The organism is Streptomyces sp. NPDC029138, from assembly GCF_055564375.1.
In genome coordinates this window covers 96,906-122,241 of the sequence record NZ_JBVHWM010000002.1, presented here as the reverse complement: position 1 = coordinate 122,241, position 25,336 = coordinate 96,906, and the positions used below count along the sequence as shown (strand labels likewise).

The following is a 25,336-nucleotide window of genomic DNA, read 5'->3' as shown; positions in this document are numbered from 1 at the left end:
CCGGGGGCCAGTCGCGGCACCCACCCTCACCGGAGTAGGTGCCGCCGGGGCAGGCGTGCCCGCTGTCACTCTCCGCGCCACCAGTGCAGCAGTCGTCCCCACGGGCCCCGGGGGCGGGGCGGTTCGGGGGCCGGAGGGGTGGGGGCCGGGGCGAAGGAGGGGCGGGCCGGTGCCGGAAGCGGGCCGGCGGTCGGGGCCGGGTCGCTGCTCAGGGTGCCGACCTGCCAGTTGGAGCGCTGCGGCGGGACCGGCATGGCCCGTGGCGGCATGTCGATGTCCTGCTGCGGCTTCGGTTCGAAGCGCACCGGCAGGGCCACCAGATGCCGGGAGGCGATGGACGACCGCCAGCGCAGGTCCTCCTCGGCACAGTCCAGCTGGATGTCGGACAGCCGCGTCAGCAGCGCGTCGACGCCGACGTCGGCGATGGCGCGCCCGATGTCCTGGCCGGGGCACTCGTGCGGGCCGCCGCCGAAGGCGAGATGGGCACGGTTGCCCTGCATGCTCGCGGACAGGTCGGGCCGCACCCGCGGGTCGACGTTGCCCGGTGCGGGCGCGAAGAGCAGCCCGTCGCCCTTGCGGATCTGCTGGCCGCCCAACTCGGTGTCCTGCTTGGCGTAGTAGCCGAAGACCGTGCTGAACGGCGGCTCGTCCCACAGGGACTGCTCGATCGCCTCCGGCACGGTCATCTGGCCGCCGTTGAGCTGGGCCCGGAAGCCCGGCTCGGTGAGGACCATGCGCAGCGCGTTGGCGAGGAGGTTCGCGGTGGCCTCGTAGGCGGCGAAGAGGACGACCCGCAGGTGTTCGCGGACCTCGTCGTCGCCGAGTCCGGCCGGGTGGGTCAGGAGGTGGCTGGTGAAGTCGTCCTCGGGCCGGGCGCGCCGCCGGGTGGTGAGCCGGCTGAGCGCGTCCATGACGTAGGCGTGGCTCTGGATGGCCGTCTCGGTGCCCTTGAGGGCGTCACGGGCGGCCTGCACCATCCGGTCGTTGTACTCCTCCGGCATGCCGAGGATCTCGCACATCACGGCCATCGGCAGATGCTCGGCGAACTGGGAGACCAGCTCGGCCCGGCCCCGCTCGCAGAAGCTGTTGACCAGGATCTGGGTGTAGCGGCCGATGTGCCGGCGCACCCCGCGGTGGTCGATGGTCTCCATGGCCGCGGTGACCGCGCCGCGCAGCCGCTTGTGCTCCTCGCCCTCGGCGTGGGAGCAGATGGGCTGCCAGGCGATGTGCGGCATGAGCGGGTGGTCGGGCTTGACCCGGCCGTCGCGCAGCGGGCCCCAGATCCGGCTGTCGCGGGTGAACTGCGAGGGGTGGCGCACCAGGTGCAGGTTCTCGGCGTGGCCGAGGACCACCCACATCGGTACGTCGTCGTGGAGCAGCACGGGTGCCACGGGGCCGTGCTCCTCCCGCAGGCGCTCGTAGAGGTCGCCGAGGTCCTCCGCGTCGGGGCCGTAGAGCCGGCGCGGTCTGCCGGGGCCGAGGCCGTGCGCGGGGCAGCCCGGCGGCGGACCGGAGAGGGTGTCGGGTGTCCCGGTCGGTGAGGGGGATTCAGGCGTCACAGTGGTCGCTCCGGAACGGAAGGGTCGGGGTCGGTGGGCTGCCGGTCAGGTGAGGGCGCCGGACATGGCGAGGGAGTGCAGGAAGCTCATCAGGGTCATCAGCACGTCCTTGCTGGAGGCCCGGCGGCGCACATCGCACTCGATGATCGGGATGTCCGGGCTCAGATCCAGGGCGGTGCGCAGTTCCTCGATCGGGTAACGGGGCGCGTCCGGGAAGGAGTTGACGGCGACGACGAAGGGCACGCCGCCCTCCTCCAGCCGGCCCATGACGTCGAAGCTGACCTCCAGGCGCCGGGTGTCGACCAGGACGACCGCGCCGAGCGCGCCTTCGAACAGACCGTTCCACAGGAACCAGAAGCGCTCCTGGCCGGGGGTGCCGAAGAGGTAGAGCACCAGTTTCTCGGTGATGCTGATCCGGCCGAAGTCCATGGCCACGGTGGTGGCCGTCTTGGAGTCGGAGCCGTAGTCGTCGTCCACGCCGATGCCGGCCTGGGTCATGGTCTCCTCGGTGGTCAGCGGTCTGATCTCGCTGACCGAACCGACCATGGTGGTCTTGCCGACGCCGAAGCCGCCCACGATCACGATCTTCACCGCGGCCTGCGCGGTGTGCGGCAGGTGGTCCTCGGTGCGCGGGCCGGGGAGGGTGTCAGAGCCTTTGAAGTCCATGCATCACCGCTTCGAGGAGTGAACGGTCGGGGAGCGCCTGGCGGACGATGGGGGCGCGCGCCTGCACCAGTTCGGCCGTGATCAGCTCGGTGAGCAGGGTGGTCATCGTGCTGAACGGCAGTCGGAGGTAGGCCGACAGCTCCGCCACGGACAGGGGGGCTTTGCAGAGCCGGAGCACTGCCGTCTGCTCCGGGGTGGCGGAGACCGGTGGCGCGGAGCGCGCCACGATCAAGGTCACCAGATCCAGTTCGGCGCGGGCGCCGTCGCCGGACCCCGCGACGGAGTACAGCCGTTCCGGGTTCTCGCCCGGCCCCTTGGCCTCCGCTGCCTCCGCCGCCTCCGGCGACGGAGGCAGCGGGGGCTGCGGCGGGCTGGGAGGCTGTGGAGCGGACGGAGGCTGCGGCCGGCGCCGCGTGCGTCGTGGAGGGGTCATACGGTCTGCCCGTTCCGCCGGGGCGGACTGGTGAGGTGGGCGCCGATCCGGACGACGAGGTCACGCATCATGCCGCTCATCCGCCCCGGTTCGCAGGTCACGTCGGAGAGCACGGCGAGGTAGGCGTTGGGGCCGGCGTTCATGAGGTAGAAGTAGCCGCCGTCGATCTCGAAGACGACGGTCTTCATGTCGCCGGCGCCGGGCAGCTCCTGGATGATGGCACCGGCCAGGCTCTGCACGCCCGCGCAGGCGGCGGCGACCCGGTCGGCGGCGTCGGGGTCGCCGCCGTAGCGGGCGATGCGCAGGCCGTCGGCGGAGAGGACCACGATCATCTCGATGCCCGGCACGCCGTCGTTCAGCTGCTTGAGCATCCAGTCCAGGTTGCCTCGCTGCTGGATCACTTGAGGTCCCCCTCGTCGTCGGCCTCGGTGGCGCCCTGGGCGGGGTCGGCCGAATCTTTGAGCAGATGCAGGTACTTGGTGGGGTGGAGCGTGAAGTCGGTCAGCTCGGAGGTGGGGGTGTCCGGGGGCATGCCCTCGCGCAGGCCGTCCCAGAAGGCCTCCATCCACATGCCCGGCGGCCGTTCCATGAGCTTCTTGCGCTCGGGGTCCATCTCGGGCTCGGGTTCCGGCTCCGCCTTCTTCTGGGACCAGATGGTCGGCCGGCCCTCGCGCTCGGCGCGCTCGATGGCGGCCTGTTCGGCGTACCGCTGGCTGAGCGGGGTCTTCACCCGGCTGCGGCGCTGCGGCAGGCCGCCCGCGGTCCACTCGGTGACCTCGGGGATGTCGTCCTCCAGCGAGATGCCGGCGGGGATCTTCGGGCTGGTGGGGCGGCGCTTCTTGGGCGGGCGCTTGGGGCCCTCGACGGCGTCCGCCGTGGGGATCTGGGCGGCGGCGGCCCCGATGCCGTGGGCGGCGCCGACGCCGGGTTCGGTGGTCGTCATGACGCGCGGTACGACGAGGATCGCGCGGACACCGCCGTACGCGGAGGAGCGCAGCGAGACGTCCATGTCGAACCGCTTGCACAGGCGGCCGACGACGGCGAGGCCGAGGCGCGGGTTCTCGCCGAGGTTGTGCGCGTCCTCGCCGTTCTTGGCGTCCTCGATCATCCGCTCGATGCGGGCGCGGGACTCCTCGCTGAGGCTGACGCCGCAGTCCTCGATCTCGATGACGATGCCTGTCTGCACCTCGACGGCGGTGACGTGCACCTTGGTCGACGGCGGCGAGTAGCGCGTGGCGTTGTCGAGGAGTTCGGCGGCGGCGTGGATGACCGGCTCGACCGCGGTGCCCTTGATGTTGATGTTGACGATCGAGGCGAGGTTGATGCGGCGGTACTCCAGGATGCGGGACATCGCGCCGCGCAACACGCTGTAGAGGGAGACCGGCTTGGGCCACTGGCGGCCGGGCCGGCCGCCGCCGAGGACGGAGATGGTGTCGGCGAGCCGGCCGATCAGCGAGGTGCCGTGGTCGATGCGCAGCAGGTCGTCGAAGACCTCGGGGTTGCGGCCGTGGTCCTCCTCCATCTCGCGGAGTTCGTAGGCCTGCTGGTGGACGATGGCCTGGACGCGGCGGGCGACGCTCACGAAGGAGCGCTCGGTGGCGTCGCGCATCGAGATCTCCTGGTCGGCGCCGCGCAGCGCGATGCGGACCAGTTCGCGGTAGCCCTCGGGCAGGCCGCGCAGTTCGGGGTCCGCGTCGAACACGTCGCGTACGACGTCCCGGAGCACCTGGCCGCGGCGCAGCCGGTAGAAACCGGCGGGCAGGACGTCGGTGGCGAAGCGGTCCATCAGATCGTTGTGCGCGGCGATCCGCTGCTCCAGGTACGCGGCGTGGCGGGCGTGTTCGGCGCGCGCCTCGCGGAGCAGTCGGCCGCGCCGGGCGGCCTCCCCGGCCGTGCCGAGGACCAGCAGCACGGCCAGTGCTCCGCACACGCCGACGGCGAGCCGGGCCGTGGGCGGTACCAGGGCGACGGCGGCCCCGGCCGCCGCTGCCATCACTATGGCCGGTGGCAACAGCACGCGCGCATAGGGACGTTCACGGCGACCGGGAGGCTTCTGAACACTCACCATGGATGCCTTCTGAGACGAATCGGCTGGGTGTCGGGGGTGCTTGCGGGGGGAAGGTACAGGGAACTGTCGGGATCTGTTTCACCTTTGGGAACAGACGCACGAATTACCTCAACTCGGTGCGCCGCGGGCGAGCTTAGTCCGACCGGATCATCGCCGTGTCATATTCGGCAAGCACCTGAAATCGCCCCGCGAGGGGAGTACTCTCAACTCCTTTTGCACGCTGGGCTTTTACTCACACACGATGAGTAACAGCGCACGGGCGTACGAGAGTCACTCACCGTGCGGAGTGAAAAGACCACCGGGACCGCACCTCAACGGCCGCGGTCCCCGTTCCCTTCGCCGTGACCGCCATCACCGGTCACGTCGAGCACCGCCTTCCTGGGCACCCGCCGGGCGAGGACGGCCTCGTACGCCTCCCGCGCGCCACATCGCCGAACGAGCTGAACGTGTGCGCCTCCCCGAGAGCGAAGGTCGTCGAGGAATCGCGGGCATGGCCGATCTGGTTCGGTACGCCTGCTGGGCCCGGACCGCCTGGCGAAGACGGCCCGGGCCCTTGTCATGGGGCTGGCGAGGGCCGACCCAAGGGGGCGCGGGGCTGAGTAGACCGACAGGTCACCCCACGGACGAGTAGGCGACCACTCCCCGAAGCAACTGATCAACAGCCTTGCGCGCGGCCTTCGCCACGGTCGAACCCTCCGCGGGAGCCGCCGCCGAGATCTGGCCCAGCACATCGATCACCTGCTTGCACCACCGCACGAAGTCCCCGGCCGGCATGTCCGCCTCCCGCAGCACCTCGTCGAGCCCCTTGCCGGACGCCCACATGTAGGCGGCCCAGGCGAACCCGAGATCCGGCTCGCGCTGCCCGACGCCCTCGGTCTGCCTGATCCGGAAATCCTCCTCCAGCCCGTCGAGCCGGCCCCAGATCCGGACCATCTCGCCGAGCGCGGCCTTGGCCTTGCCGGAGGGCAGCTTCGGCGCCATCGCGTCGTCGCCGACCCGGGCCTCGTACACCAACGCGGAGACGCACGCGGCCAGTTCGGCCGGAGCGAGCCCTTCCCAGACCCGCTCGCGCAGGCACTCGCTGGCCAGCAGGTCCAGTTCGCCGTACAGCCGCGCGAGCCGCTTGCCGTGCTCGGTGACCTCGTCACCGCGCAGATAGTCCAGCTCGGTCAGCAGCGCCACGATCCGGTCGAAGGTCCGCGCGATGGTGTTGGTACGGCCCTCGATGCGCCGCTCCAGCTGCGAGGTGTCGCGCATCAGCCGGTGGTAGCGCTCAGCCCAACGGGCGTGGTCCTCACGGTCGTTGCACCCATGGCACGGATGCGCCCGGATCGCCGTCCGCAGCCGCGCGATCTCGCGGTCGTCGGCGGCCTGGGACCGCTTCTTGCGCGCCCGCTCCGGCGGGATGTGCCCGGCCTTGCTGCGCAGCGCGGAGGCGAGGTCCCGGCGGGACTGCGGCGAGCGCGGGTTGAAGGTCTTCGGGATCCGCATCCGGTCCAGCGGCTCCACCGGCACCGGGAAGTCCATCGACGCCAGCCGCTTGACCTGCCGTTCGGCGGTCAGCACCAGCGGACGCGGCCCGTCGTGGTGGTCGAAGCCGCGGTGGCCGTTGGACCGGCCCGCGGGCAGGCCCGGGTCCAGGACCAGGGCGAGGCCCGCGTACTTGCCCGTGGGCACATGGATGACATCGCCCGGCTTCAGCTTCTCCAGGGCGACGGCTGCCTCGGCCCGGCGCTCGGCGGCGCCCTGCCGGGCCAGCTCGGTCTCCCGGTCCTTCAGCTCCCGGCGCAGTCGCGCGTACTCCTCGAAGTCCCCGAGGTGGCAGGTCATGGAGGCCTTGTAGCCCTCCAGGCCCTCCTCGTTGCGCTGCACCTGACGCGAGATGCCCACGACCGACTTGTCGGCCTGGAACTGCGCGAAGGAGGTCTCCAGCAGCTCGCGCGAGCGGTGCCGGCCGAACTGCTCGACCAGGTTGACCGCCATGTTGTACGACGGCTTGAAGCTGGAGCGCAGCGGGTACGTGCGCGTGCCCGCGAGCCCGGCGAGGTGCTCGGGGCTCATGCCGCGCTGCCACAGCACCACGGCGTGGCCCTCGACGTCGATGCCGCGGCGGCCGGCCCGGCCGGTCAGCTGGGTGTACTCACCGGGCGTGATGTCGGCGTGCTGCTCGCCGTTCCACTTGACGAGCTTCTCCAGCACCACCGAGCGGGCGGGCATGTTGATGCCGAGCGCGAGGGTCTCGGTGGCGAACACGGCCTTGACCAGGCCGCGTACGAACAGTTCCTCCACGACCTCCTTGAAGGTCGGCAGCATGCCCGCGTGGTGGGCGGCGATGCCTCGCTCCAGGCCCTCCAGCCATTCGTAGTAGCCGAGGACGTGCAGGTCCTCCGGCGGGATGGAGGCGGTGCGCTCCTCGACCAGGGCGCGGACCTGCTCCCGCGCCTCCTCGTCGTTGAGCCTCAGTCCCGCGTACAGGCACTGCTGGACGGCGGCCTCACAGGCGGCGCGGCTGAAGATGAAGGTGATGGCCGGGAGCAGGCCCTCGGAGTCGAGCCGCTCGATGACCTCGGGGCGGCCCGGGGTCCACACGCGCGAACGCTGTCTGCGCTCCCGCTCCCGCTCGGCCTCGCGCATCGCCCGGCCGCGCCTGCGGTCCTGGAACGACGGCCGGGTCGCCTCCACGCGGGCCAGCCGGACCAGGTCGGGGTTGACGGCCTTCTTGTGGCCCTCGCCCTCCTCGAACAGGTCGTACATCCGGCGCCCGGCGAGCACGTGCTGGAACAGCGGCACGGGCCGGTGCTCGGAGACGATCACCTCGGTGTCGCCACGGACGGTGTCCAGCCAGTCACCGAACTCCTCCGCGTTGGACACGGTGGCGGAGAGCGAGACCAGGGTCACCGACTCGGGCAGGTGGATGATCACCTCCTCCCAGACGGCGCCACGGAAGCGGTCGGAGAGGTAGTGCACCTCGTCCATGACCACGTAACCGAGGCCGAGGAGGGTCTGCGAGCCGGCGTAGAGCATGTTCCGCAGCACCTCGGTGGTCATCACGACCACCGGGGCGTCCGAGTTCACGCTGTTGTCGCCGGTGAGAAGGCCCACCTTCCCCGTGCCGTAGCGGCGGCACAGGTCGGAGTACTTCTGGTTGGACAGGGCCTTGATGGGTGTCGTGTAGAAGCACTTCTTGCCCTGCTGGAGGGCGAGGTGGACGGCGAACTCGCCCACGATCGTCTTGCCCGAGCCGGTGGGGGCGGCCACCAGAACGCCCTTCCCCGCTTCGAGCGCCTGGCAGGCCTCGATCTGGAAGGGGTCGAGGCCGAAGTCGTACATCTCGCGGAAGGAGGCGAGCGCGGTGGCCTGCTCGGCAGCCCGCCTGCGGGCTGCCGCGTACCGCTCGGCCGGTGAGAGGTCCTCTGTCATCGTACTTTCGAGCGTACCGGGCCCCACTGACAACAGGACGATCATTATCCGGATCACCCTCCGCCCGGCAGCGGGAGGGTAAGAAGACCGGAAGAAAACCGACGGACGGCCGGTGAGACACGGATGCCCCCGTCCTCGGGGGGCGGGGGCATCGCGCGGCGGCTCGGTGAGGGCTCAGGTCACGTCGTCGTATCCGTTGACCCGGTCGGTGCTCGCCTGCTCGGGCAGGGCCCGGGTGGCCGGGACGGGCTCGACGTCGCCGATGTCCTCCGGCGTGAGGTCCAGCTCGGAGGCCTCGTCGTCGGCGGGGCCCGCGGCCTCGCGACGGCGCCGGCGCTTGTCGTTGAGCAGCGAGAAGGCGACCGCGCCGAAGTACAGCACCCAGATCGGCCCGGCGAGGGCCAGCATGGACAGCGGGTCGGTGCTCGGGGTGGCCACGGCCGCGAAGACCGTGATGCCGAGGATCATGGCCCGCCACCAGCCGAGCATGCGCCGGCCGGTCAGCACCCCGGTGAGATTGAGCATGATCAGCAGCAGCGGCAGCTCGAAGGAGAGGCCGAAGACGACCACCATGCGTGTGACCAGCTGGAGCAGGTCGTCGAGCGGCAGGAAGTTCCTGATGGACCCGCTCGGCGTGAAGTCGATCAGCACCTTCGCGGTGGTGGGCAGCACCTTGTACGCGAAGAAGGCACCACCGAAGAACAGCGGGGCGCCGGTGAAGACGAAGGCGTAGGCGTACTTCTTCTCGTGCCGGTGCAGACCCGGCGCGACGAAGGCCCACAGCTGGTACAGCCAGATCGGCGAGGCCAGCACGACACCCGCCATCAGGGAGACCTGGAGGGCCAGTGTGAACGGGGCGAGGAGACCGTTGATCGTGATCTCCGCGCACTGGCGCTTGCCGCTGGCCTTCGCCAGCTCCTCGAAGGTCTCGGGGCAACCGATCGAGTCGAGGATGGGCCTCGTCAGGAAGTTGATGATGTCGTTGTAGAAGAAGGCGGCGACGACCGTCACGACGACGACGGCCAGCATGGCCTTCGCGAGCCGGTTGCGAAGCTCACGAAGGTGATCCGCGAGGGGCATCCGCCCCTCGGGATCCTTCTCCTTGTTGCGGGCAGGCTTGAGCAACCCACGTCCTCATCTCGTGCGGCAGGCCGGGGGTTTCCGGCCGTGCGTCAGCGCTGGGTGGTGTCCGTCGGCTCGTTGACCGGCCGCGAGCTGGTCACGTCACCGGGGGCCGCCTGGATGGTGCGCTGCGCCGGAGGCTGCTCGCCCGAGCTGGGCGCCTGGGCGGAGGCGTTGCCGCCTTCTTCCTTCATCGCCTTGGCCTCGCTCTTGAGGATGCGCGCGGACTTGCCGAGCGAGCGGGCCATGTCCGGAAGCTTCTTCGCGCCGAACAGCAGGATGATGACGACGAGGATGAGAATGATCTCGGGAGCTCCGAGCCTTCCGAACATAAGTCTTTACCTTCTCACCGAGGCGGCTGGGTGGGGTGCTGTCCGACCAGTCGGACATGTGTCCGATGGTCGTGCTGGCAGCGATCGTAACGCTCAGGGGTAAACGTGAGGCAATCCCCGTGCGTACTCCCGGTCCACGGTGCGGGCCTCGTTCTCCACACCGGGACCAGCAGCGTACCTGTCCCACAGGGCAGCATGACAGGGCGAAGTGACGCAAAGCGCTTGCGTCGCCGGTCTCACGGGCACCGCCCGAGGCCGCTCACAGCGCGTCCACAGCGCGGGCCGCGCGCACGGTCGCCCGCTCCAGATCCTCGGCGGCCCTGTCGATACGGCGTGCGGAGTCCGCGACCTGCTCCCCGAGGCGCCGGGCCTCCAGGAACACCCGGACGGCGAGCACCCCCAGGACGGCGATACCCAGGAAACCCATCGCTACCGCGAACATCGGCCAGAACATGAGGCCGAGCCTAGACCGTCCGCCGACGCGGAGCGCAGGCGGCTACACCGTGGAGTGCAGCCGCAGGGTCCTGACCCCGCCCCCGGTGAGCAGCTCGACGACCCGCTCCCCGGCGGGCTTGCGGACGGCGGCGCCGCACTCGGGGCAGGTGAAGGAGTAGAACGTCGTCCGGCTGCTGGCGCCGATGGCGAGGCGCAGCGCGCTCGCGGCGAGTTCGAAGCGGCCTCGGCAGTCGGGGCAGCCGGCCCTGAACATCACCGGGACCGCTCTTCTCATGCCGGCGAAGGCGGTCGCCACCGTCATCTCACCCGCACGCTCGCTCACAGGCCTCGCTCCTCTTCTCTGGTCCGCCGGGCGCGCCGCCGAGAGTGCCACGTGAGCCGTCTCGCGTCTGCGGCGCCGTGGTGGCTGGTCGCGCCGTTCCCGCGCCCCCTTCGGGGCGCTTCACTGCCCGGAGTCCGCCGACCCCGCCGTGTCGTACGCCGCCAGTGCCTCCGTCGCCGCTCTCCGGGCGCTGTCGGCCAGTTCCGGTGGGGAGACGATCCGGCCGTCGCGGCCGAGGCGCAGCGCGAGTCGGCGCAGGGAGGCCGGGTCGGGGGTGCGCAGAGTGATACGCAGCCCGCCGTCGGGAAGCTCATCGGCGCTGTCATGCGGGTAGTACTCGGCGACCCAGCGGCCGCCGGGGCCGACCTCGACCACGACCTCCGGGTCCTCGGCGGCCGGCTGCACCAGCCCCTCGGAGAGGTCGCGCAGTTCTATCTCGGGCGGGGCCGAGGGCGCGTCGAGGATTCTGATCTCGGCGACCCGGTCGAGGCGGAAGGTGCGCCGGGCCTCGGAGCGGCGGCACCAGGCCTCCACATAGGTGTGGCCGACGCTGACCAGCCGGATGGGGTCGATCTCGCGCTCGGTGACCTCGTCCCGGGCCGGGGAGTAGTAGCGGATCCACAGCCGGCGGCGCTCGGAGATCGCCCGGTCGACGTCCGCGAAGACGCCGCCCTCGGACTCGAAGGTCACCGACAGGCGGGAGCTGGCACCGGCGGCCTCGCCGGCCGCGGTCTCCACCTTGGCGGTGGCCCGCAGCAGGGCCTGGCGGTCGCTCTCCCGCAGTCCGGGCAGGGTCGAGACCGCGCGGGCGGCGACCAGCAGCGCGGTGGCCTCGTCGGCGGCGAGGCGGAGCGGTTCGGCCGCCTCCTCGCCGAGCGCGGCCGGGTTGTGCCACCAGATGCGCTCGCCGTCGGTGTCGATGTCCAGCAGGTCGCCGCCGCGGAAGCTGGTGCCGCACATGGGCAGCAGATCGAGGTCGGCGACCAGCTCGTCCTCGGTGATGCCGAAGGCGCGCGCGACATCGGCGATCCGGGCGCCGGGGCGCTCCCTCAGATACGTCACCAGGGAGAGCATCCGCCGCGTCTGGTCGATGGCGTTGACGGTCCTGGCCGGTTTGACTGCCACAGTCCTGCTCCCCCTCAGCCCTTGGCCACGGCACGCAGCCGGTCCACCACGTCGGCCCGCAGCTCGGCCGGCTCCAGGACCACCACGTCCGGTCCGAACTCCACCAGCCAGGCGTCCAGGCCGTGCCCGTACGGAATCTCCAACTCGTCCCAGCCGTCGCCGAGTTCCCGGACCTTGGTGGCCTTCGCCCGAAGGGGGTAACCGCTGCCGGAGCGGAGCCGGATCAGCGCCGAGCGGTCGGCGATCTCACCGGCCCAGCTCGCGACGGTCTCGCGCACGGTGACGACGTCCGGCACGGGTGCGGTGAAGCCCGTACCCCGGGAGCGGACCCTGCCGGTGATCCGGGAGAGCCGGAAGACGCGCTCGGCGCCCCGGTCGCGGTCGAAGCCGGCCAGGTACCAGTGGCCGCGCCAGCACTCCAGCGCCCACGGCTCGACGTGCCGGGGCTCGGGGCGGGCGGCGGAGGCCTTGCGGTACTCGAAGAGCACCGGGCGGCGGTCGCGGCAGGCCAGCATCAGCGGCTCGAAGGCGGCCTCGTGCACCGGGATGCGCGGCTCCAGGGCGCCGTGCGCCTCGTACGGGTCGACGTCCTCGGGGAGCCCGGCGGCGCGCAGCTTCTGGAGGGCGCCGCTGGCGGCCCCGGCCAGCCGGGCCTGCTGCCAGACCTTGGCGGCCAGGCCGAGGGCGGCGGCCTCCTCGGCGTCCAGGGTGATGGGGGGCAGGCGGTTGCTGTCGCGGCGGGCGAGGTAGCCGATCTCGCCGTCGAGGTTCTCGACGGTCTCGATGACCAGGCCCAGTTCCCGCAGGTCGTCCTTGTCCCGCTCGAACATGCGGTTGAAGGAGTCGTCACTGCCCGCTTCCAGGTAGGCCTCGATGGACTCGCGCAGCTCCCGCTTGCTGAGCGGCCGCCGCGTCCCGAGGAGACACAGCGCGAGGTTCATCAGCCGCTCGGCCTTGGCAATGGCCATCGACGCCCTTCGCCTTCCCTATGGTGCTTCCGACCGATGACCGTACCGCTCCGCGGGGCGGTGACAAAAGCCGAGGGCCCATGCCCGAGCAGGCATGGGCCCCAGGTGATCGGTTCCGGTCGGACCCGGCCGGTCGATCGGGTGTGGATCAGACGCCGAGCAGGTCGACCACGAAGATGAGGGTCTCGCCGGGCTTGATCGCCGGGGTCGGGCTCTGGTTGCCGTAGGCGAGGTGGGCGGGGATGGTCAGCTGGCGGCGGCCACCGACCTTCATGCCCTGCACGCCCTGGTCCCAGCCCTTGATGACCCGGCCGGCGCCCAGCGGGAAGCGGAACGGGGTGCCGCGGTTCCAGCTGGCGTCGAACTCCTCGCCGGTGCTGAAGGCGACGCCCACGTAGTGGACGGTGACGTTCTGGCCCGCCTGCGCGACCGGTCCGTCGCCCTCCCAGATGTCCTTGATCTCGAGGTCCGCCGGGGGCTCGCCGCCCGGGAAGTCGATCTCGGGCTTCTCGATGCTCACGTCAAAAGCTCCTGCTTGTGTACGACACGAAACGTGGACAGTCTTTCATCATCGCGGGCCTCCCGCCCGCCCCGGCCGCTACATCGCCGCGAGGATGTCCACCGTGAACACCAGGGTGGCGCCCTTCTTGATGACTCCGCCGCTCGGCGGGTTGTCGCCGTAGCCCAGGTCCGGCGGGACGACGATGAGCACCCGGCTGCCGACCTTCTTGCCGGTCAGGCCCTGGGCGAGGCCCTTGACCGCCTGCTGCATCTGCTCCAGCGAGAACTGGCTGAGCCGGCCGGAGCCGTACGTCCGCTGGAAGGTCTTGCCGCCGTCCCAGACCAGGCCCTGGAACTGGCACAGGACCGTCTGGTCGGCCTTCAGCTCGGGGCCGTCGCCCTCCAGGACGTACTCGGAGACGAGCTTCTTCGGCGGGTCGGTCCTGGGGACGGTGACCTTGGGCACCTGGCCGTCGGTGTTGGTGCCCACCTTCGGCAGTGCGGCGTCGCTCTGCGGCACCGGCGTGCCCTTGGCTGAGCTCTTGGAGTTGAAGGAGTCGATCACGTCGATGACGAAGACCAGGGTGTCGGTGCCCTTGATGCCCGCCTGCGCGTTGCCCTCCTTGCCGTAGCCCCAGGTGGGCGGGACGGCGATCTGGACGCGGCTGCCGGTCTTCTTGCCCGCGAGGGCGTACCGCCAGCCGTCGATGATGCTGCCCTGGGCGAGCTGGAGGACCAGCGGGCGCTTGCGGTCGTAGGAGTTGTCGAAGACCTTGGCCGTGCTCCAGATCTGACCGAGGTAGTTCGCCTGGATGAAGTCGTTCTCCGCGATGGTGCGGCCACTGCCCGCGATCAGCGTCTTCACCGCGAGGTTCTTCGACGGGTCCCCCGGCCCCTTGGCCACGGTCGGCTTCTCGCCGAACTTCGTGCCAGCCGTGACCGCCGGCAGCGGCCCGTCCACGATCTTGGGCGGAGGCACCGAGGACGCCGAGGCCGACGGTGAGGCGCCGGTCTTGCTGGAGTCGGACTTGTCGTCACCGCATCCGGCGAGCGTGACCAGTCCTGCGGGAACGGCGGCGAGGAGGAGTGAGCGTCGGCGCACGGAAGAGCCTCGTAATCGGTCGATCTTGCGGATGGCGTGCGCGCAACTCTACGACTTGAGAAGGGCGCCGTACGGGAAACGTACGGCGCCCGTGTGGCGTTCCGGCATTTCGGAGCCGGAGCGCTTGACTCACTTCCCGGTGACTACATTCCGGCGATGAGCTTCTCCACCCGGTCGTCCACCGAACGGAACGGGTCCTTGCACAACACGGTGCGTTGTGCCTGATCGTTGAGCTTGAGGTGCACCCAGTCGACCGTGAAGTCCCTGCGCTGTTCCTGTGCCCGCCGGATGAAGTCGCCGCGCAGCCGGGCGCGAGTGGTCTGCGGGGGAACCGACTTGCCCTCGAAGATCTTCAAGTCGTTGCAGACGCGGGCGGCTTGGCCCTTCTTCTCCAGCAGGTAGTACAGGCCACGACGGCGGTGGATGTCGTGGTAGGCGAGGTCTATCTGGGCGACCCGAGGGTGCGACATCGTCATGTTGTGCTTGGCCCGGTACCGCTCGATGAGCTTGTACTTCATGACCCAGTCGATCTCGGTCTCGATGCGGTCGAGTTCCTCGTTCTCGATCGCTTCGAGGGTGCGGCCCCACAGGTCCAGGACCTGCGCGACCGTGCCGGTGCGGATGCCCCGGCGGTCGCAGAAGTCCACGGCCTTGTCGAAGTACTCGCGCTGCACCTCCAGCGCGGAGGCCTCCCGGCCGCTGGCCAGGCGCACCTTGCGCCGGCCGGTGATGTCGTGGCTGACCTCGCGGATCGCCCGGATCGGGTTCTCCAGGGTGAGGTCGCGCATCACGGTGCCGGCCTCGATCATGCGCAGCACCAGGTCGGTGGCACCGACCTTGAGCAGCATCGTCGTCTCGGACATGTTCGAGTCGCCGACGATGACGTGCAGCCGGCGGTAGCGCTCGGCGTCCGCGTGGGGTTCGTCGCGGGTGTTGATGATGGGCCGGGAGCGGGTCGTCGCCGAGGAGACGCCCTCCCAGATGTGCTCCGCGCGCTGGCTGACGCAGTAGACGGCGCCGCGCGGGGTCTGGAGCACCTTGCCGGCGCCGCACAGCAGCTGCCGGGTGACGAGGAAGGGGATGAGGATGTCCGCGAGCCGGGAGAACTCCCCGTGCCGGGCCACCAGGTAGTTCTCGTGGCAGCCGTAGGAGTTGCCCGCCGAGTCGGTGTTGTTCTTGAAGAGGTAGACGTCGCCTGCGATTCCCTCCTCGTGCAGGCGTCGTTCCGCGTCCACCAGGAGTCCTTCGAGAATGCGCTCGCCGGCCTTGTCGTGGGTGACCAGTTCGGTCACGTTGTCACATTCGGGGGTCGCGTATTCCGGATGTGAGCCCACGTCGAGATAGAGCCGGGCGCCGTTTCGCAGAAAGACATTGCTGCTGCGGCCCCATGACACGACACGGCGGAAGAGGTACCGCGCCACCTCGTCAGGAGACAGGCGGCGCTGTCCCCTGAACGTGCACGTGACGCCGTACTCGTTCTCCAGCCCGAAAATGCGGCGGTCCATGAGGGAACATTACGCCCGATCCCCCGAGCTGAAACGGGGTTCGGCAGCACGATTTGGATCATTTTCCGATGAAGCCGCAACGATCCCGCCCCGCGCGGGAGCTGCGAGGACCCGTCCGGTGGCGAGCAGGACCAACAGAGACACGGCCCCGGCGGCGCCCGGCAGCGCGAAGCCCCACAGGGTGCCACCGGCCTGGACCACCGGCCCTGCCAGGCCCGTTCCGACCGAGGCGCCCACGGTGAACGTCGTCACGAGCCAGGAGAACGCCTCGGTGACGGTCCCGCTCGGCGCGTGCCGGTCGACGATGATGAACGCGCAGGCGATGCAGGGCGCGAGGAACACACCGGCGAGCACGCTGAGCAGCACCATGCTCACCGCGCCCGGCATCAGCGTCAGCGGCAGGTAACACACCGCCAGAAGGGCCACCAACACTCTGAGTCGCCGTTCGGGTGCGCCGGCCCACGCGCGGGCGCCGTAGGCGGTGCCGCCGGCCAGCGCGCCGAGGCCGAGTCCGGCCATCAGCCAGCCGTAGACCGCGTCGCCGCCGTGACCGTCCGCGTACGACACCGAGGCGACCGTGATGGAGCCCATCGCGATGCCGACGAACAGGAAGGCGGCGAGCAGCGCGAGCAGGCCGGGCGAGCGCAGGGCGCCCAGCCAGTGGGCCTCGCGCGGGGCCGAGCGCCACGCGCGCGAGGGCGGCGAGACGACCACGGAGAGCGCGCCGAGCACGCCCAGGAGGTTGAGCACGAGCAGGGCGGCCCGCTCGTCCCACAGGGACACGCACAGGGTCACCAGCAGCGGGCCGACGGTGAACATGACCTCCTGCGCGATGGCGTCCATGGCGTAGGCGGTGTGCACCTGCTCCTCGCGGCCCAGCACGGACGGCCACAGGGCGCGCAGGCCGCCCTCCAGGGGCGGGGTGAACAGGCCGGCCGCCGCGACGGCCGCGTAGGCGAGCGGCAGCGGTGCGGTGCCGCAGAAGGCGAAGAGGGTCATGGCCAGGGCGGCGAGGACGGCCGCGGGCAGCTGGACGCGCGGCTGGCCGTACAGGTCCACGAGGCGGCCGAGCACGGGCTGGCCGATGGCGTTGGCGACGCCGTACACGGCGGCGAGGGCGCCGGCGAGGCTGTAGGTGCCGCCCTCCGCGCGGACGAAAAGCACCAGGGCGATGGCGGCAGTGGCGTTGGGCAGCCGGCCCACCAGGGTGCCGGTGAGCAGCCGCAGGGCGTGCCTCGCCTTCAGGATGTCCAGATATCCCGTGGCCATGTCCCGCCTTCCTGCTCGCCGGGACGCCGCGACGACCCGAAGTGTTACGTATAACGTCCCTCGCCATACGTACCATGTGCGCTGTTCGCACGTCCAGACGACCGGGAGTCATGTGGTGGCCCGCAGCAGCACGCGCCCGACGAGCCGGGACGTCGCCCAGGCGGCCGGGGTCTCCCAGGCCGCCGTCTCCCTCGTCCTGGGCGACAAATGGCGCGGCCGGGTGTCGCAGACCACCGCCGAGCGGGTCCGCGAGGCCGCGCGCGAGCTGGGCTACCGTCCCAACCTCGCCGCCCGCAACCTCCGCCTGGGCCGCACCCGTACCGTCCTGCTCGTGGTGCCCGCCCTGACGACGGAGTTCTTCGCGGGCGTCTACACCGGCGCCGCGCGCGTGGCGGCCGAGCACGGCTTCGGCGTGGTGCTCTACCCCTCCCCCGAGGGCATCGGCCCGGCCCGCGACCCCTTCGCCTCCGCGCAGGCCGCCCTGGACGGCGTCATCGCCTCCTCGATGGCCGCCGACGCCCTCACCGCGATCCATGGCGACCAGCTGCCCCTGGTCATGCTCGACAGCGACCCGGCGGGCAGCCTGGGCGCCGCGACCGTGAACCTGGACATCGCCGACGGCGTCCGGCAGGTCGCCGGGCATCTGCTGGGTCTGGGCCACCGCCGGGTGCTGCACCTGGCCGCCGACGTGCCCTCCTGGACCTTCGAGGTCCGCGCCAGGGAGCTGGCCGCGCGCATGGCCGCCGTGCCGGGCACCGAGGTCCGCACGGCCCGGGCCCCGATCTCCATCGAGGGCGCGCTGGCCGCCACCGAGGCCGCGCTCGCCGCGCCCGGCCCCCGGCCGACGGCGGTGGTCTGCGACGACGACAAGCTCGCCGCCGGCGCCTACAAGGCGCTGCGCCGCCTCGGGCTGCGCGTCCCCGACGACATGTCCGTCACCGGCCTGGACGACCTGGCCCTGGCCACCGCGATCGACCCCGAGCTGACGACGGTACGGCTGGACGCCGAGCTGTTCGGGGAACGGGGCATGCGGGCCCTGCTGGCCGTCCTGGAGGGCCGGGAGCCGGAGGGCGGGTACATCCCGGTCGAACTGGTCGTCCGGGGCTCCACGGCGCCGCCACGCGCCTTCGCGTAAAGCCGGGTGCCCCGGCCGGAGATCCGGCCGGGGCACCCGGCGACACGTGCGGGAGGCGGGTCACTCCTCGTCGGAGTCCTCGGAGCCGTCCGCGCTCTCCGCCTCCGTGCTCGCGCCGTCCGCCGCCAGCAGGCGGCCGAGCTGGCGGCCGACGATGCGCTTGAACTTGCGCTTCTGCGGGCGCGTGCGGTCCAGTACGGCGACCTCCAGGCGCTCGGCGGGGATCTCCCGCTCGCTGCCGTTGGTGTCCCGGGACAGGGCCTGCACGGCCAGCTTGAGGGCCTCCGCGAGGCTCATGCCGTCGCGGTGGCGCTGGTCCAGGAAGCTGCTGATCTGCTCGGCGTTGCCGCCCACCGCGACCGAGCCGTGCTCGTCCACGATGGAGCCGTCGTGCGGCAGCCGGTAGATCTGGTCGCCCTCGGGGGTCTCCCCCACCTCGGCCACCACCAGCTCCACCTCGTACGGCTTCTCGGCCGCGGAGGAGAAGATCGTGCCCAGCGTCTGGGCGTAGACGTTGGCCAGGCCGCGGGCGGTGACGTCGTCGCGGTCGTAGGTGTAGCCGCGCAGGTCGGCGTAGCGGACACCGCCGATGCGCAGGTTCTCGTACTCGTTGTACTTGCCGGCCGCGGCGAAGCCGATCCGGTCGTAGATCTCGCTGAACTTGTGCAGCGCGCGGGACGGGTTCTCGCCGACGAAGACGATGCCGTCGGCGTATTGCAGCACGACCAGGCTGCGGCCACGGGCGATGCCCTTGCGGGCGTACTCCGCCCGGTCGGCCATGGCCTGCTGGGGTGAGACATAGAACGGCGTCGACACCGGTTATCCGTCCCTTTCTGTCATGGTCACTGGATCACCTTGATAAGAACCGGGCCCGCGCTCAGAGCAGGGCGGCCTTCGGGCCGTCGGGCTCCTCCAGGCGCTTCTGGAGCACCTCGCGGGCGATCTCGGACGCCTCGTCCTCGGTGAGCCGGCGGAAGCCGTCCTCGGTGATCACGGTGATGATCGGGTAGATCCGGCGGGCGACATCGGGACCGCCGGTCGCCGAGTCGTCGTCAGCCGCGTCATAGAGGGCCTGCACCACGAGGGTGGTGGCCTGCTCCTCGGTCAGGTCGCCACGGAACAGCTTCTTCATCGCACCGCGCGCGAAGATCGAGCCGGAGCCCGTCGCCGCGAAGTTGTGCTCCTCGGAACGGCCGCCCGTGACGTCGTAGGAGAAGATGCGCCCCTTCTCGCGGTCCAGGTCGTACCCCGCGAAGAGGGGCACCACGGCCAGGCCCTGCATGGCCATGGCGAGGTTGGAACGGATCATGGTCGACAGCCGGTTCGCCTTGCCCTCCAGGGACAGCTGGGCACCCTCGACCTTCTCGAAGTGCTCCAGCTCCAGCTGGAAGAGCTTGACCATCTCGACGGCCAGGCCGGCGGTGCCGGCGATCCCGACGGCCGAGTACTCGTCGGCCGGGAACACCTTCTCGATGTCCCGCTGCGCGATCACGTTGCCCATCGTGGCCCGGCGGTCACCGGCGAGCACCACGCCGCCGGGGAACGTCACGGCCACGATGGTCGTGCCGTGCGGCGCCTCGAGCACGCCCTTGACGGGCGGCAGCTGCCGGTTGCCGGGCAGCAACTCGGGCTGGTGCTCGGCGAGGAAGTCCATGAACGAAGAGGATCCTGGCGTCAGGAAGGCAGCTGGTAGACGCCCGGTGCCACGAGTATTGGCTTCCACGAGTTTCCTTCCACATAGCGGCAGTCCGGCGGACAAGTCCGGGACGTCTCTTCCCCCACTTGCCGATGGCCGAATTGCGGTTGAAGCACGGTTGTGCCACGGACCTTACCCGGCTGGTGGCGGTGATCCACATGCCCGGCGGGAGCCGTTCGCCGGCGACAAAGACCGCCCGCGGCCCGGACTGCTCCGGCCGCGAGCAGTGCTTCGTCGTCCGCTCATCGGCCACTCACGACTCCCACACCCTCGAACCGCGGGTTCGAAGGCAGGGCGGACTACTGCCCGCCCTTTTGCACGAAGGAACGCACGAAGTCCTCCGCGTTCTCCTCCAGGACGTCGTCGATCTCGTCCAGGACGGAGTCCACGTCGTCGGACAGCTTCTCGTGCCGCTCCTTGAGGTCCTCCGAGGCCTGCGCGTCCTGCGCCTGCTCCTCGACCTCCTCGGTGGACCGGGTGGCCTTCTGCTGACCGCCGCCGGTGTCCTTGGTTGCCATAACCCTCACCCCGCTCAGTTCGCCTGCCGATCGGTGATGATCAGACCCTACAAGCCGGGTCTGACATCGGCCCCGCAGTTTCTCCAACGTACGGGGGCCACCCCGATGATTCCCGGACGGTGGGGTTTCCACCCCGGCCGCCCGGGCGCACCGAGTACCCCCCTGGCTCCGCTCACCCGCCGGACAGGACCCTGACCAGGTCTTCCGCGGTACGGCAGCGGTCCAACAGCTCCTTGACGTGATTTCGCGTTCCGCGTAGCGGTTCCAGGGTTGGAACGCGCTGGAGCGAGTCGCGGCCGGGGAGGTCGAAGATGACCGAGTCCCAGCTCGCCGCGGCGACGTCGTCCGCGTACTGCTCCAGGCAGCGTCCGCGGAAGTACGCGCGCGTGTCCTCCGGCGGCTTCGTACGGGCCCTGTCGACCTCGGACTCGTCCAGGAGCCGCTTCACCCGCCCGCGGGCCACCAGGCGGTTGTACAGGCCCTTCTCGGGGCGCACGTCGGCGTACTGGAGGTCGACCAGGTGCAGCCGGGCCGCGTCCCAGTCCAGGTCGTCGCGGCGGCGGTAGCCCTCCATCAGTTCCCGCTTGGCGACCCAGTCCAGCTCGCCGGCCAGGCTCATCGGGTCGTTCTCCAGCCGGGTGAGGGTGTCCTCCCAGCGGCTGAGGACGTCCTTGGTCTGGTCGTCGGCGTCGGCGCCGAAGCGCTCCTCGACGTACTTGCGGCCCAGCTCGAAGTACTCCATCTGCAACTGGACCGCGGTGAGGGTGCGCCCGCTGCGCAGGGTGACCAGGCGCTTGAGCGACGGGTCGTGCGAGACCTGGTGCAGGGTGCGGACGGGCTGGTCGACGGCGAGGTCGACGGCGATGAAGCCGTCCTCGATCATGGACAGGACCAGGGCGGTCGTGCCCAGCTTGAGGTACGTCGAGATCTCCGAGAGGTTCGCGTCGCCGATGATCACGTGCAGCCGGCGGTACTTCTCGGCGTCCGCGTGCGGCTCGTCGCGGGTGTTGATGATCGGGCGCTTGAGCGTGGTCTCCAGGCCGACCTCGACCTCGAAGTAGTCCGCGCGCTGGCTGAGCTGGAAGCCGTGCTCGTGCCCGTCCTGACCGATGCCGACGCGGCCCGCTCCGGCGAAGACCTGACGGGAGACGAAGAAGGGCGTCAGGTGGCGCACGATGTCCGAGAAGGGGGTCTCCCGCTTCATCAGGTAGTTCTCGTGCGTGCCGTAGGAGGCGCCCTTGTTGTCGGTGTTGTTCTTGTAGAGGTGGATCGGCTGGGCCCCGGGCAGCTGCGCGGCCCGCTCGGCGGCCTCGGCCATGATCCGCTCACCGGCCTTGTCCCAGAGGACGGCGTCGCGCGGGTTGGTGACCTCGGGCGCGCTGTACTCGGGGTGGGCGTGGTCGACGTAGAGGCGCGCACCGTTGGTGAGGATCACGTTGGCGAGGCCGATGTCCTCGTCGGTGAGCTGGCTGGAGTCGGCGGCCTCCCGGGCGAGGTCGAAGCCTCGCGCGTCCCGTAGCGGATTCTCCTCCTCGAAGTCCCAGCGGGCCCGGCGGGCCCGGTGCATCGCCGCCGCGTAGGCGTTGACGATCTGGGACGAGGTGAGCATGGCATTGGCGTTCGGGTGGCCGGGGACGGAGATCCCGTACTCCGTTTCGATGCCCATTACTCGCCGTACGGTCATGCGGCCCTCCTTGCCCGGCGGCACCCTCGGTCGTGGGCGCCGCTCAAGTACCGCCGGCGCTCCGGTGCGTATGCGGTGCCCGTCCCCGCACGGCGCGACTCGGCGACAGGAACGAGCCTAGAACGCCTTTGCGCTGGTGGGGAGATCATTTGCGTCATTGGCTGCTCCGGTCGTGGCCCGAAAAACAGTCGGCTGCGGGTACCCGCCGAGGGCACCCGCAGCCGCCCTGCCGTTACAGGTACTGACCGGTGTTCGCCACCGTGTCGATGGAGCGTCCGGTGTCCGCGCCCTGCTTCCCGGTGATGAGCGTACGGATGTACACGATCCGCTCGCCCTTCTTTCCGGAGATCCGGGCCCAGTCGTCCGGGTTGGTGGTGTTGGGCAGGTCCTCGTTCTCCTTGAACTCGTCCACGCAGGCCTGGAGCAGGTGGGACACGCGGAGGCCCTTCTGGCTCTTCTCCAGGAAGTCCTTGATCGCCATCTTCTTGGCGCGGCCCACGATGTTCTCGATCATGGCGCCGGAGTTGAAGTCCTTGAAGTACAGGACTTCCTTGTCGCCGTTGGCGTAGGTGACCTCCAGGAAGCGGTTCTCCTCGGATTCGGCGTACATGTGCTCGACCGCGGTCTGGATCATGCCCTGGACCGTGGAGCCCTTGTCGCCGCCGTGTTCCGCGAGGTCGTCCGCGTGCAGCGGCAGACGCTCGGTGAGGTACTTGCCGAAGATGTCCTTCGCCGCCTCCGCGTCCGGACGCTCGATCTTGATCTTCACGTCGAGCCGGCCGGGGCGCAGGATGGCGGGGTCGATCATGTCCTCGCGGTTGGAGGCGCCGATCACGACCACGTTCTGGAGGCCCTCCACGCCGTCGATCTCGGCGAGCAGCTGCGGGACGATGGTGTTCTCCACGTCCGAGCTGACACCGGAGCCACGGGTGCGGAAGAGGGACTCCATCTCGTCGAAGAAGACGATCACGGGGGTGCCCTCGCTGGCCTTCTCACGCGCACGCTGGAAGACCAGGCGGATCTGCCGCTCGGTCTCGCCGACGTACTTGTTGAGCAGCTCGGGACCCTTGATGTTCAGGAAGAAGCTCTTGCCCGCGGCCTGGCCGGTGACCTCGGCGACCTTCTTGGCCAGCGAGTTCGCCACGGCCTTGGCGATCAGCGTCTTGCCGCAGCCGGGCGGGCCGTAGAGCAGGACGCCCTTGGGCGGGCGCAGCTCGTGCTCCTTGAACAGGTCCGGGTACAGGTACGGCAGCTCGACCGCGTCGCGGATGGCCTCGATCTGGTTGCCGAGGCCGCCGATCTGCTCGTAGCCGATGTCGGGGACCTCTTCGAGGACCAGCTCCTCGACCTCGCTCTTGGGCACGACCTCGTACACGTAGCCGGAGCGGGGTTCGAGCAGGAGCGCGTCGCCGGCGCGGATGGTGACGTCCAGCAGCGGCTCGGCGAGCCGCACCACCCGTTCCTCGTCGGTGTGCCCCAGTACCAGGGCGCGCTCGCCGTCCTCCAGGATCTCCTTGAGGGTGACGATGTCGCCGACGCGCTCGTACTCCATGGCCTCGACCACGTTGAGCGCCTCGTTGAGCATGACCTCCTGGCCGCGCCGCAGCTCGTCGAGCTCGACGCTCGGGCTGACGTTCACCCGGAGCTTGCGGCCGCCGGTGAAGATGTCGGCGGTGCCGTCCTCGTTCGCCTGAAGGAAGACACCGAAGCCGGCCGGCGGCTGGGCGAGCCGGTCGACCTCCTCCTTGAGGGCCACGATCTGGTCGCGGGCCTCACGGAGGGTGTTGGCCAGTCGTTCGTTCTGGGCGGACACGCCGGCCAGGTTCGTCTGCAGCTCGACGATCCGCTCTTCGAGAATCCTCGTGTGGCGCGGAGAGTCGGCGAGCTTGCGGCGCAGGACGGCGATCTCCTGCTCAAGGTAGGCGATCTGCCCGGCCGGGTCGTCGGACCCGCGTCCCGGGCGGATGCCGCGGTTCATGTCGTCGTCGTGGGCTGCCACGGTCCTCACCTCCTCCAAGGGGAGCTGGACGCTTCCAGACCCTACCTGGGCTGGTGTCGATTGAAACCCCTAGATCACAAAGACTGTCAAGGTGTGTCGTCGGTCACCCGGTGCACACTCCCTCGCACGGAGGGGATACCCACTCAACGTGAAGGGAAAGCAGCTTGTTCCATCCATGGCGTGGTCGAATCCCTTCGCTACTGACCGGAGTTGTCCGTGCCCGACCGATCGGCCCCGGATGCGGGCAGCACGCAGGAAGCCCTTGCGGTCATCACGCAGAGCGACGGCGTCGGCAGGAGGTGTCACCGCGGTGGCGGCCTGAAGTGATCGACCCGGCCGCCGGGGAACCCCTTTCCCGGTCCGGCGCTGGTACCCGAGCGGGCCGGACCGGAAACCCCGGACCGGTCCCACACGGCAACAAACCGGGCGGAGGTAGGGTCGGGGGTGTTCAACAGCCGCTGGAGCGGACCCGGCTGGCCCTCGGGGTGCCGGGACCGCCCGGCGAACCGACGGCAGGAGAGATGACCGTGCAGCAGGAGGCCCCGGGCGGCGAGGCGCTGGAGGTCTGGATCGACCAGGACCTGTGTACCGGCGACGGGATCTGCGCCCAGTACGCCCCGGAGGTGTTCGAGCTGGACATCGACGGGCTGGCCTATGTGAAGGGCGCGGACGACGAGCTGCTCCAGGCCCCCGGGGCGACCACGCCGGTGCCGCTGCCGCTGCTGACCGACGTGGTGGACTCGGCGAAGGAGTGTCCCGGCGAGTGCATCCATGTGCGCCGGGTTTCGGACAAGGCCGAGGTGTACGGGCCCGACGCGGAGTGAGCCCGGTTCAGACGCTCTGGGCCCCGGCCGGGGTGGAGCGGAGGAAGGCGCTGCCGTTCCACCGCCACGAGGCCGGGGTCTTCACGTCGGGGCAGCAACTGGGCACGGCGTCCGAGGAGTAGCCGAGCAGCGTGGCGGAGACCGCACGCGCGCGCAGCGCGAAGTCGGTGACCGTGAGCCGTTCCCTCGGCTCGACGAGGGTGGCGACCACGCGGGGCTTGCCGCCGTGCGCGGAGCTGGTGAGGACGTAGACCCCGTCGGGCGGGGTGCCCATGGGGGCGTCGCAGTGCACCACCGCGACGGTTTCCGGCCTGCCGTCGCCGTCCAGGTCCCCGGTGGCCTTCTTGGCGACCACCGCCTTCACGGGGCCGCAGTCCAGCGGGAACCGCACACCGGCCGTGCTCGGCGGCGCGACGGCCGCGGCGGCGGACTCGCCCCGGGCGGCGGGGGCGGACTGGGCGGCCGTGGCCGATCCGGGCTGGACGACGGAGGAGAGGGCCACGACACCCGCGACGGCCGTGGCGGTGGCGACCCAGTGGATGGGCCGCGTCTGGGTGTGCGCGAGCTCCGGAACGGCGGATTGCTGCACGAGGAGCGTCTCCTGTGAGGGCTGTGCCGGTGGGATGGGCTGC

Annotated in this window: 24 protein-coding genes; 2 read left to right on the top strand and 22 right to left on the bottom strand. The window is 70.5% G+C overall.

Annotation, left to right across the window (positions count from 1 at the left end; translation table 11 throughout):
- Positions 1 to 65 precede the first annotated feature (65 nt).
- From ACZ4WH_RS02750 to ACZ4WH_RS02675, 16 genes are all read right to left on the bottom strand, one after another.
- Positions 66 to 1,559 carry a cytochrome P450 gene (locus ACZ4WH_RS02750; RefSeq protein ID WP_468175869.1) on the bottom strand — a complete coding sequence of 498 codons (1,494 nt, stop codon included), beginning with the start codon at positions 1,557 to 1,559 and terminating at the stop codon, positions 66 to 68.
- 45 nt (positions 1,560 to 1,604) lie between these two features.
- Positions 1,605 to 2,225, bottom strand: a complete 621-nt coding sequence (locus ACZ4WH_RS02745; protein ID WP_468175866.1) for a GTP-binding protein — start codon at positions 2,223 to 2,225, stop codon at positions 1,605 to 1,607.
- On the bottom strand, positions 2,206 to 2,658 hold the full coding sequence (locus ACZ4WH_RS02740; protein WP_468175863.1) for a DUF742 domain-containing protein: 453 nt from the start codon (positions 2,656 to 2,658) through the stop codon (positions 2,206 to 2,208). The genes ACZ4WH_RS02745 and ACZ4WH_RS02740 overlap by 20 nt, the downstream gene beginning before the upstream one ends.
- Positions 2,655 to 3,059: a roadblock/LC7 domain-containing protein gene (locus ACZ4WH_RS02735; RefSeq protein ID WP_030654027.1), complete on the bottom strand. Its 405-nt coding sequence runs from the start codon at positions 3,057 to 3,059 to the stop codon at positions 2,655 to 2,657. The genes ACZ4WH_RS02740 and ACZ4WH_RS02735 overlap by 4 nt, the downstream gene beginning before the upstream one ends.
- Positions 3,056 to 4,726 (bottom strand): sensor histidine kinase, encoded by a 1,671-nt coding sequence (locus ACZ4WH_RS02730; RefSeq protein WP_468175860.1) that lies wholly within the window; start codon positions 4,724 to 4,726, stop codon positions 3,056 to 3,058. Before ACZ4WH_RS02730 ends, ACZ4WH_RS02735 begins: the two co-directional genes overlap by 4 nt.
- A gap of 612 nt (positions 4,727 to 5,338) precedes the next feature.
- On the bottom strand, positions 5,339 to 8,191 hold the full coding sequence (locus ACZ4WH_RS02725) for a DEAD/DEAH box helicase (RefSeq protein WP_468175857.1): 2,853 nt from the start codon (positions 8,189 to 8,191) through the stop codon (positions 5,339 to 5,341).
- A 129-nt stretch (positions 8,192 to 8,320) separates the two neighbouring features.
- Positions 8,321 to 9,271 carry a twin-arginine translocase subunit TatC gene (gene tatC, locus ACZ4WH_RS02720; protein ID WP_468175854.1) on the bottom strand — a complete coding sequence of 317 codons (951 nt, stop codon included), beginning with the start codon at positions 9,269 to 9,271 and terminating at the stop codon, positions 8,321 to 8,323.
- 47 nt (positions 9,272 to 9,318) lie between these two features.
- Positions 9,319 to 9,600 carry a Sec-independent protein translocase subunit TatA gene (gene tatA, locus ACZ4WH_RS02715; RefSeq protein ID WP_030654017.1) on the bottom strand — a complete coding sequence of 94 codons (282 nt, stop codon included), beginning with the start codon at positions 9,598 to 9,600 and terminating at the stop codon, positions 9,319 to 9,321.
- Positions 9,601 to 9,859: 259 nt separating this feature from the next.
- A complete protein-coding gene (locus tag ACZ4WH_RS02710) occupies positions 9,860 to 10,054 on the bottom strand; it encodes a hypothetical protein (RefSeq protein ID WP_468175851.1) in 195 nt (64 codons plus the stop codon).
- Between the two features lie 42 nt (positions 10,055 to 10,096).
- Positions 10,097 to 10,357 (bottom strand): hypothetical protein, encoded by a 261-nt coding sequence (locus tag ACZ4WH_RS02705; protein WP_468176314.1) that lies wholly within the window; start codon positions 10,355 to 10,357, stop codon positions 10,097 to 10,099.
- A gap of 141 nt (positions 10,358 to 10,498) precedes the next feature.
- Positions 10,499 to 11,503, bottom strand: coding sequence for a helix-turn-helix transcriptional regulator (locus ACZ4WH_RS02700; protein WP_468175848.1), 1,005 nt, complete (start codon positions 11,501 to 11,503; stop codon positions 10,499 to 10,501).
- Between the two features lie 14 nt (positions 11,504 to 11,517).
- Positions 11,518 to 12,471, bottom strand: coding sequence for a helix-turn-helix transcriptional regulator (locus ACZ4WH_RS02695; protein WP_468175845.1), 954 nt, complete (start codon positions 12,469 to 12,471; stop codon positions 11,518 to 11,520).
- 148 nt (positions 12,472 to 12,619) lie between these two features.
- Complete coding sequence (locus ACZ4WH_RS02690; protein WP_030654003.1) at positions 12,620 to 12,991, bottom strand: FKBP-type peptidyl-prolyl cis-trans isomerase; 372 nt, start codon at positions 12,989 to 12,991, stop codon at positions 12,620 to 12,622.
- Positions 12,992 to 13,069: 78 nt separating this feature from the next.
- Positions 13,070 to 14,074 carry an FKBP-type peptidyl-prolyl cis-trans isomerase gene (locus ACZ4WH_RS02685; RefSeq protein WP_468175842.1) on the bottom strand — a complete coding sequence of 335 codons (1,005 nt, stop codon included), beginning with the start codon at positions 14,072 to 14,074 and terminating at the stop codon, positions 13,070 to 13,072.
- A 143-nt stretch (positions 14,075 to 14,217) separates the two neighbouring features.
- Complete coding sequence (gene pafA / locus ACZ4WH_RS02680; protein WP_132786457.1) at positions 14,218 to 15,579, bottom strand: Pup--protein ligase; 1,362 nt, start codon at positions 15,577 to 15,579, stop codon at positions 14,218 to 14,220.
- A gap of 9 nt (positions 15,580 to 15,588) precedes the next feature.
- Positions 15,589 to 16,848, bottom strand: coding sequence for an MFS transporter (locus ACZ4WH_RS02675; protein WP_468175839.1), 1,260 nt, complete (start codon positions 16,846 to 16,848; stop codon positions 15,589 to 15,591).
- Positions 16,849 to 16,963: 115 nt separating this feature from the next.
- Here ACZ4WH_RS02675 and ACZ4WH_RS02670 point away from each other — a divergent pair, with 115 nt between their 5' ends.
- Positions 16,964 to 17,983 (top strand): LacI family DNA-binding transcriptional regulator, encoded by a 1,020-nt coding sequence (locus ACZ4WH_RS02670; RefSeq protein ID WP_468175836.1) that lies wholly within the window; start codon positions 16,964 to 16,966, stop codon positions 17,981 to 17,983.
- Between the two features lie 60 nt (positions 17,984 to 18,043).
- On the opposite strand, the gene prcA is transcribed toward ACZ4WH_RS02670, so the two are convergent.
- The 5 genes from prcA to arc all read right to left on the bottom strand — a co-directional run bounded on the left by prcA (position 18,044) and on the right by arc (position 23,880).
- Complete coding sequence (prcA, locus tag ACZ4WH_RS02665; RefSeq protein ID WP_468175833.1) at positions 18,044 to 18,799, bottom strand: proteasome subunit alpha; 756 nt, start codon at positions 18,797 to 18,799, stop codon at positions 18,044 to 18,046.
- Between the two features lie 61 nt (positions 18,800 to 18,860).
- A complete protein-coding gene (prcB, locus tag ACZ4WH_RS02660; RefSeq protein ID WP_468175830.1) occupies positions 18,861 to 19,706 on the bottom strand; it encodes a proteasome subunit beta in 846 nt (281 codons plus the stop codon).
- Positions 19,707 to 19,978: 272 nt separating this feature from the next.
- On the bottom strand, positions 19,979 to 20,197 hold the full coding sequence (locus ACZ4WH_RS02655; protein WP_030608326.1) for a ubiquitin-like protein Pup: 219 nt from the start codon (positions 20,195 to 20,197) through the stop codon (positions 19,979 to 19,981).
- A gap of 172 nt (positions 20,198 to 20,369) precedes the next feature.
- Positions 20,370 to 21,881 (bottom strand): depupylase/deamidase Dop, encoded by a 1,512-nt coding sequence (gene dop, locus ACZ4WH_RS02650; protein ID WP_468175827.1) that lies wholly within the window; start codon positions 21,879 to 21,881, stop codon positions 20,370 to 20,372.
- A gap of 232 nt (positions 21,882 to 22,113) precedes the next feature.
- Positions 22,114 to 23,880: a proteasome ATPase gene (gene arc / locus ACZ4WH_RS02645; RefSeq protein ID WP_468175824.1), complete on the bottom strand. Its 1,767-nt coding sequence runs from the start codon at positions 23,878 to 23,880 to the stop codon at positions 22,114 to 22,116.
- A 521-nt stretch (positions 23,881 to 24,401) separates the two neighbouring features.
- Between arc and ACZ4WH_RS02640 the strand changes: the two genes are divergently transcribed.
- Positions 24,402 to 24,704 (top strand): ferredoxin, encoded by a 303-nt coding sequence (locus ACZ4WH_RS02640; protein WP_468175821.1) that lies wholly within the window; start codon positions 24,402 to 24,404, stop codon positions 24,702 to 24,704.
- Positions 24,705 to 24,711: 7 nt separating this feature from the next.
- Here the strand turns inward: ACZ4WH_RS02640 and ACZ4WH_RS02635 are convergent, their stop codons facing one another.
- The gene (locus ACZ4WH_RS02635) at positions 24,712 to 25,293 is read right to left on the bottom strand and encodes a hypothetical protein (RefSeq protein ID WP_468175818.1); all 582 of its coding nucleotides are present in this window, start codon (positions 25,291 to 25,293) and stop codon (positions 24,712 to 24,714) included.
- Positions 25,294 to 25,336 lie beyond the last annotated feature (43 nt).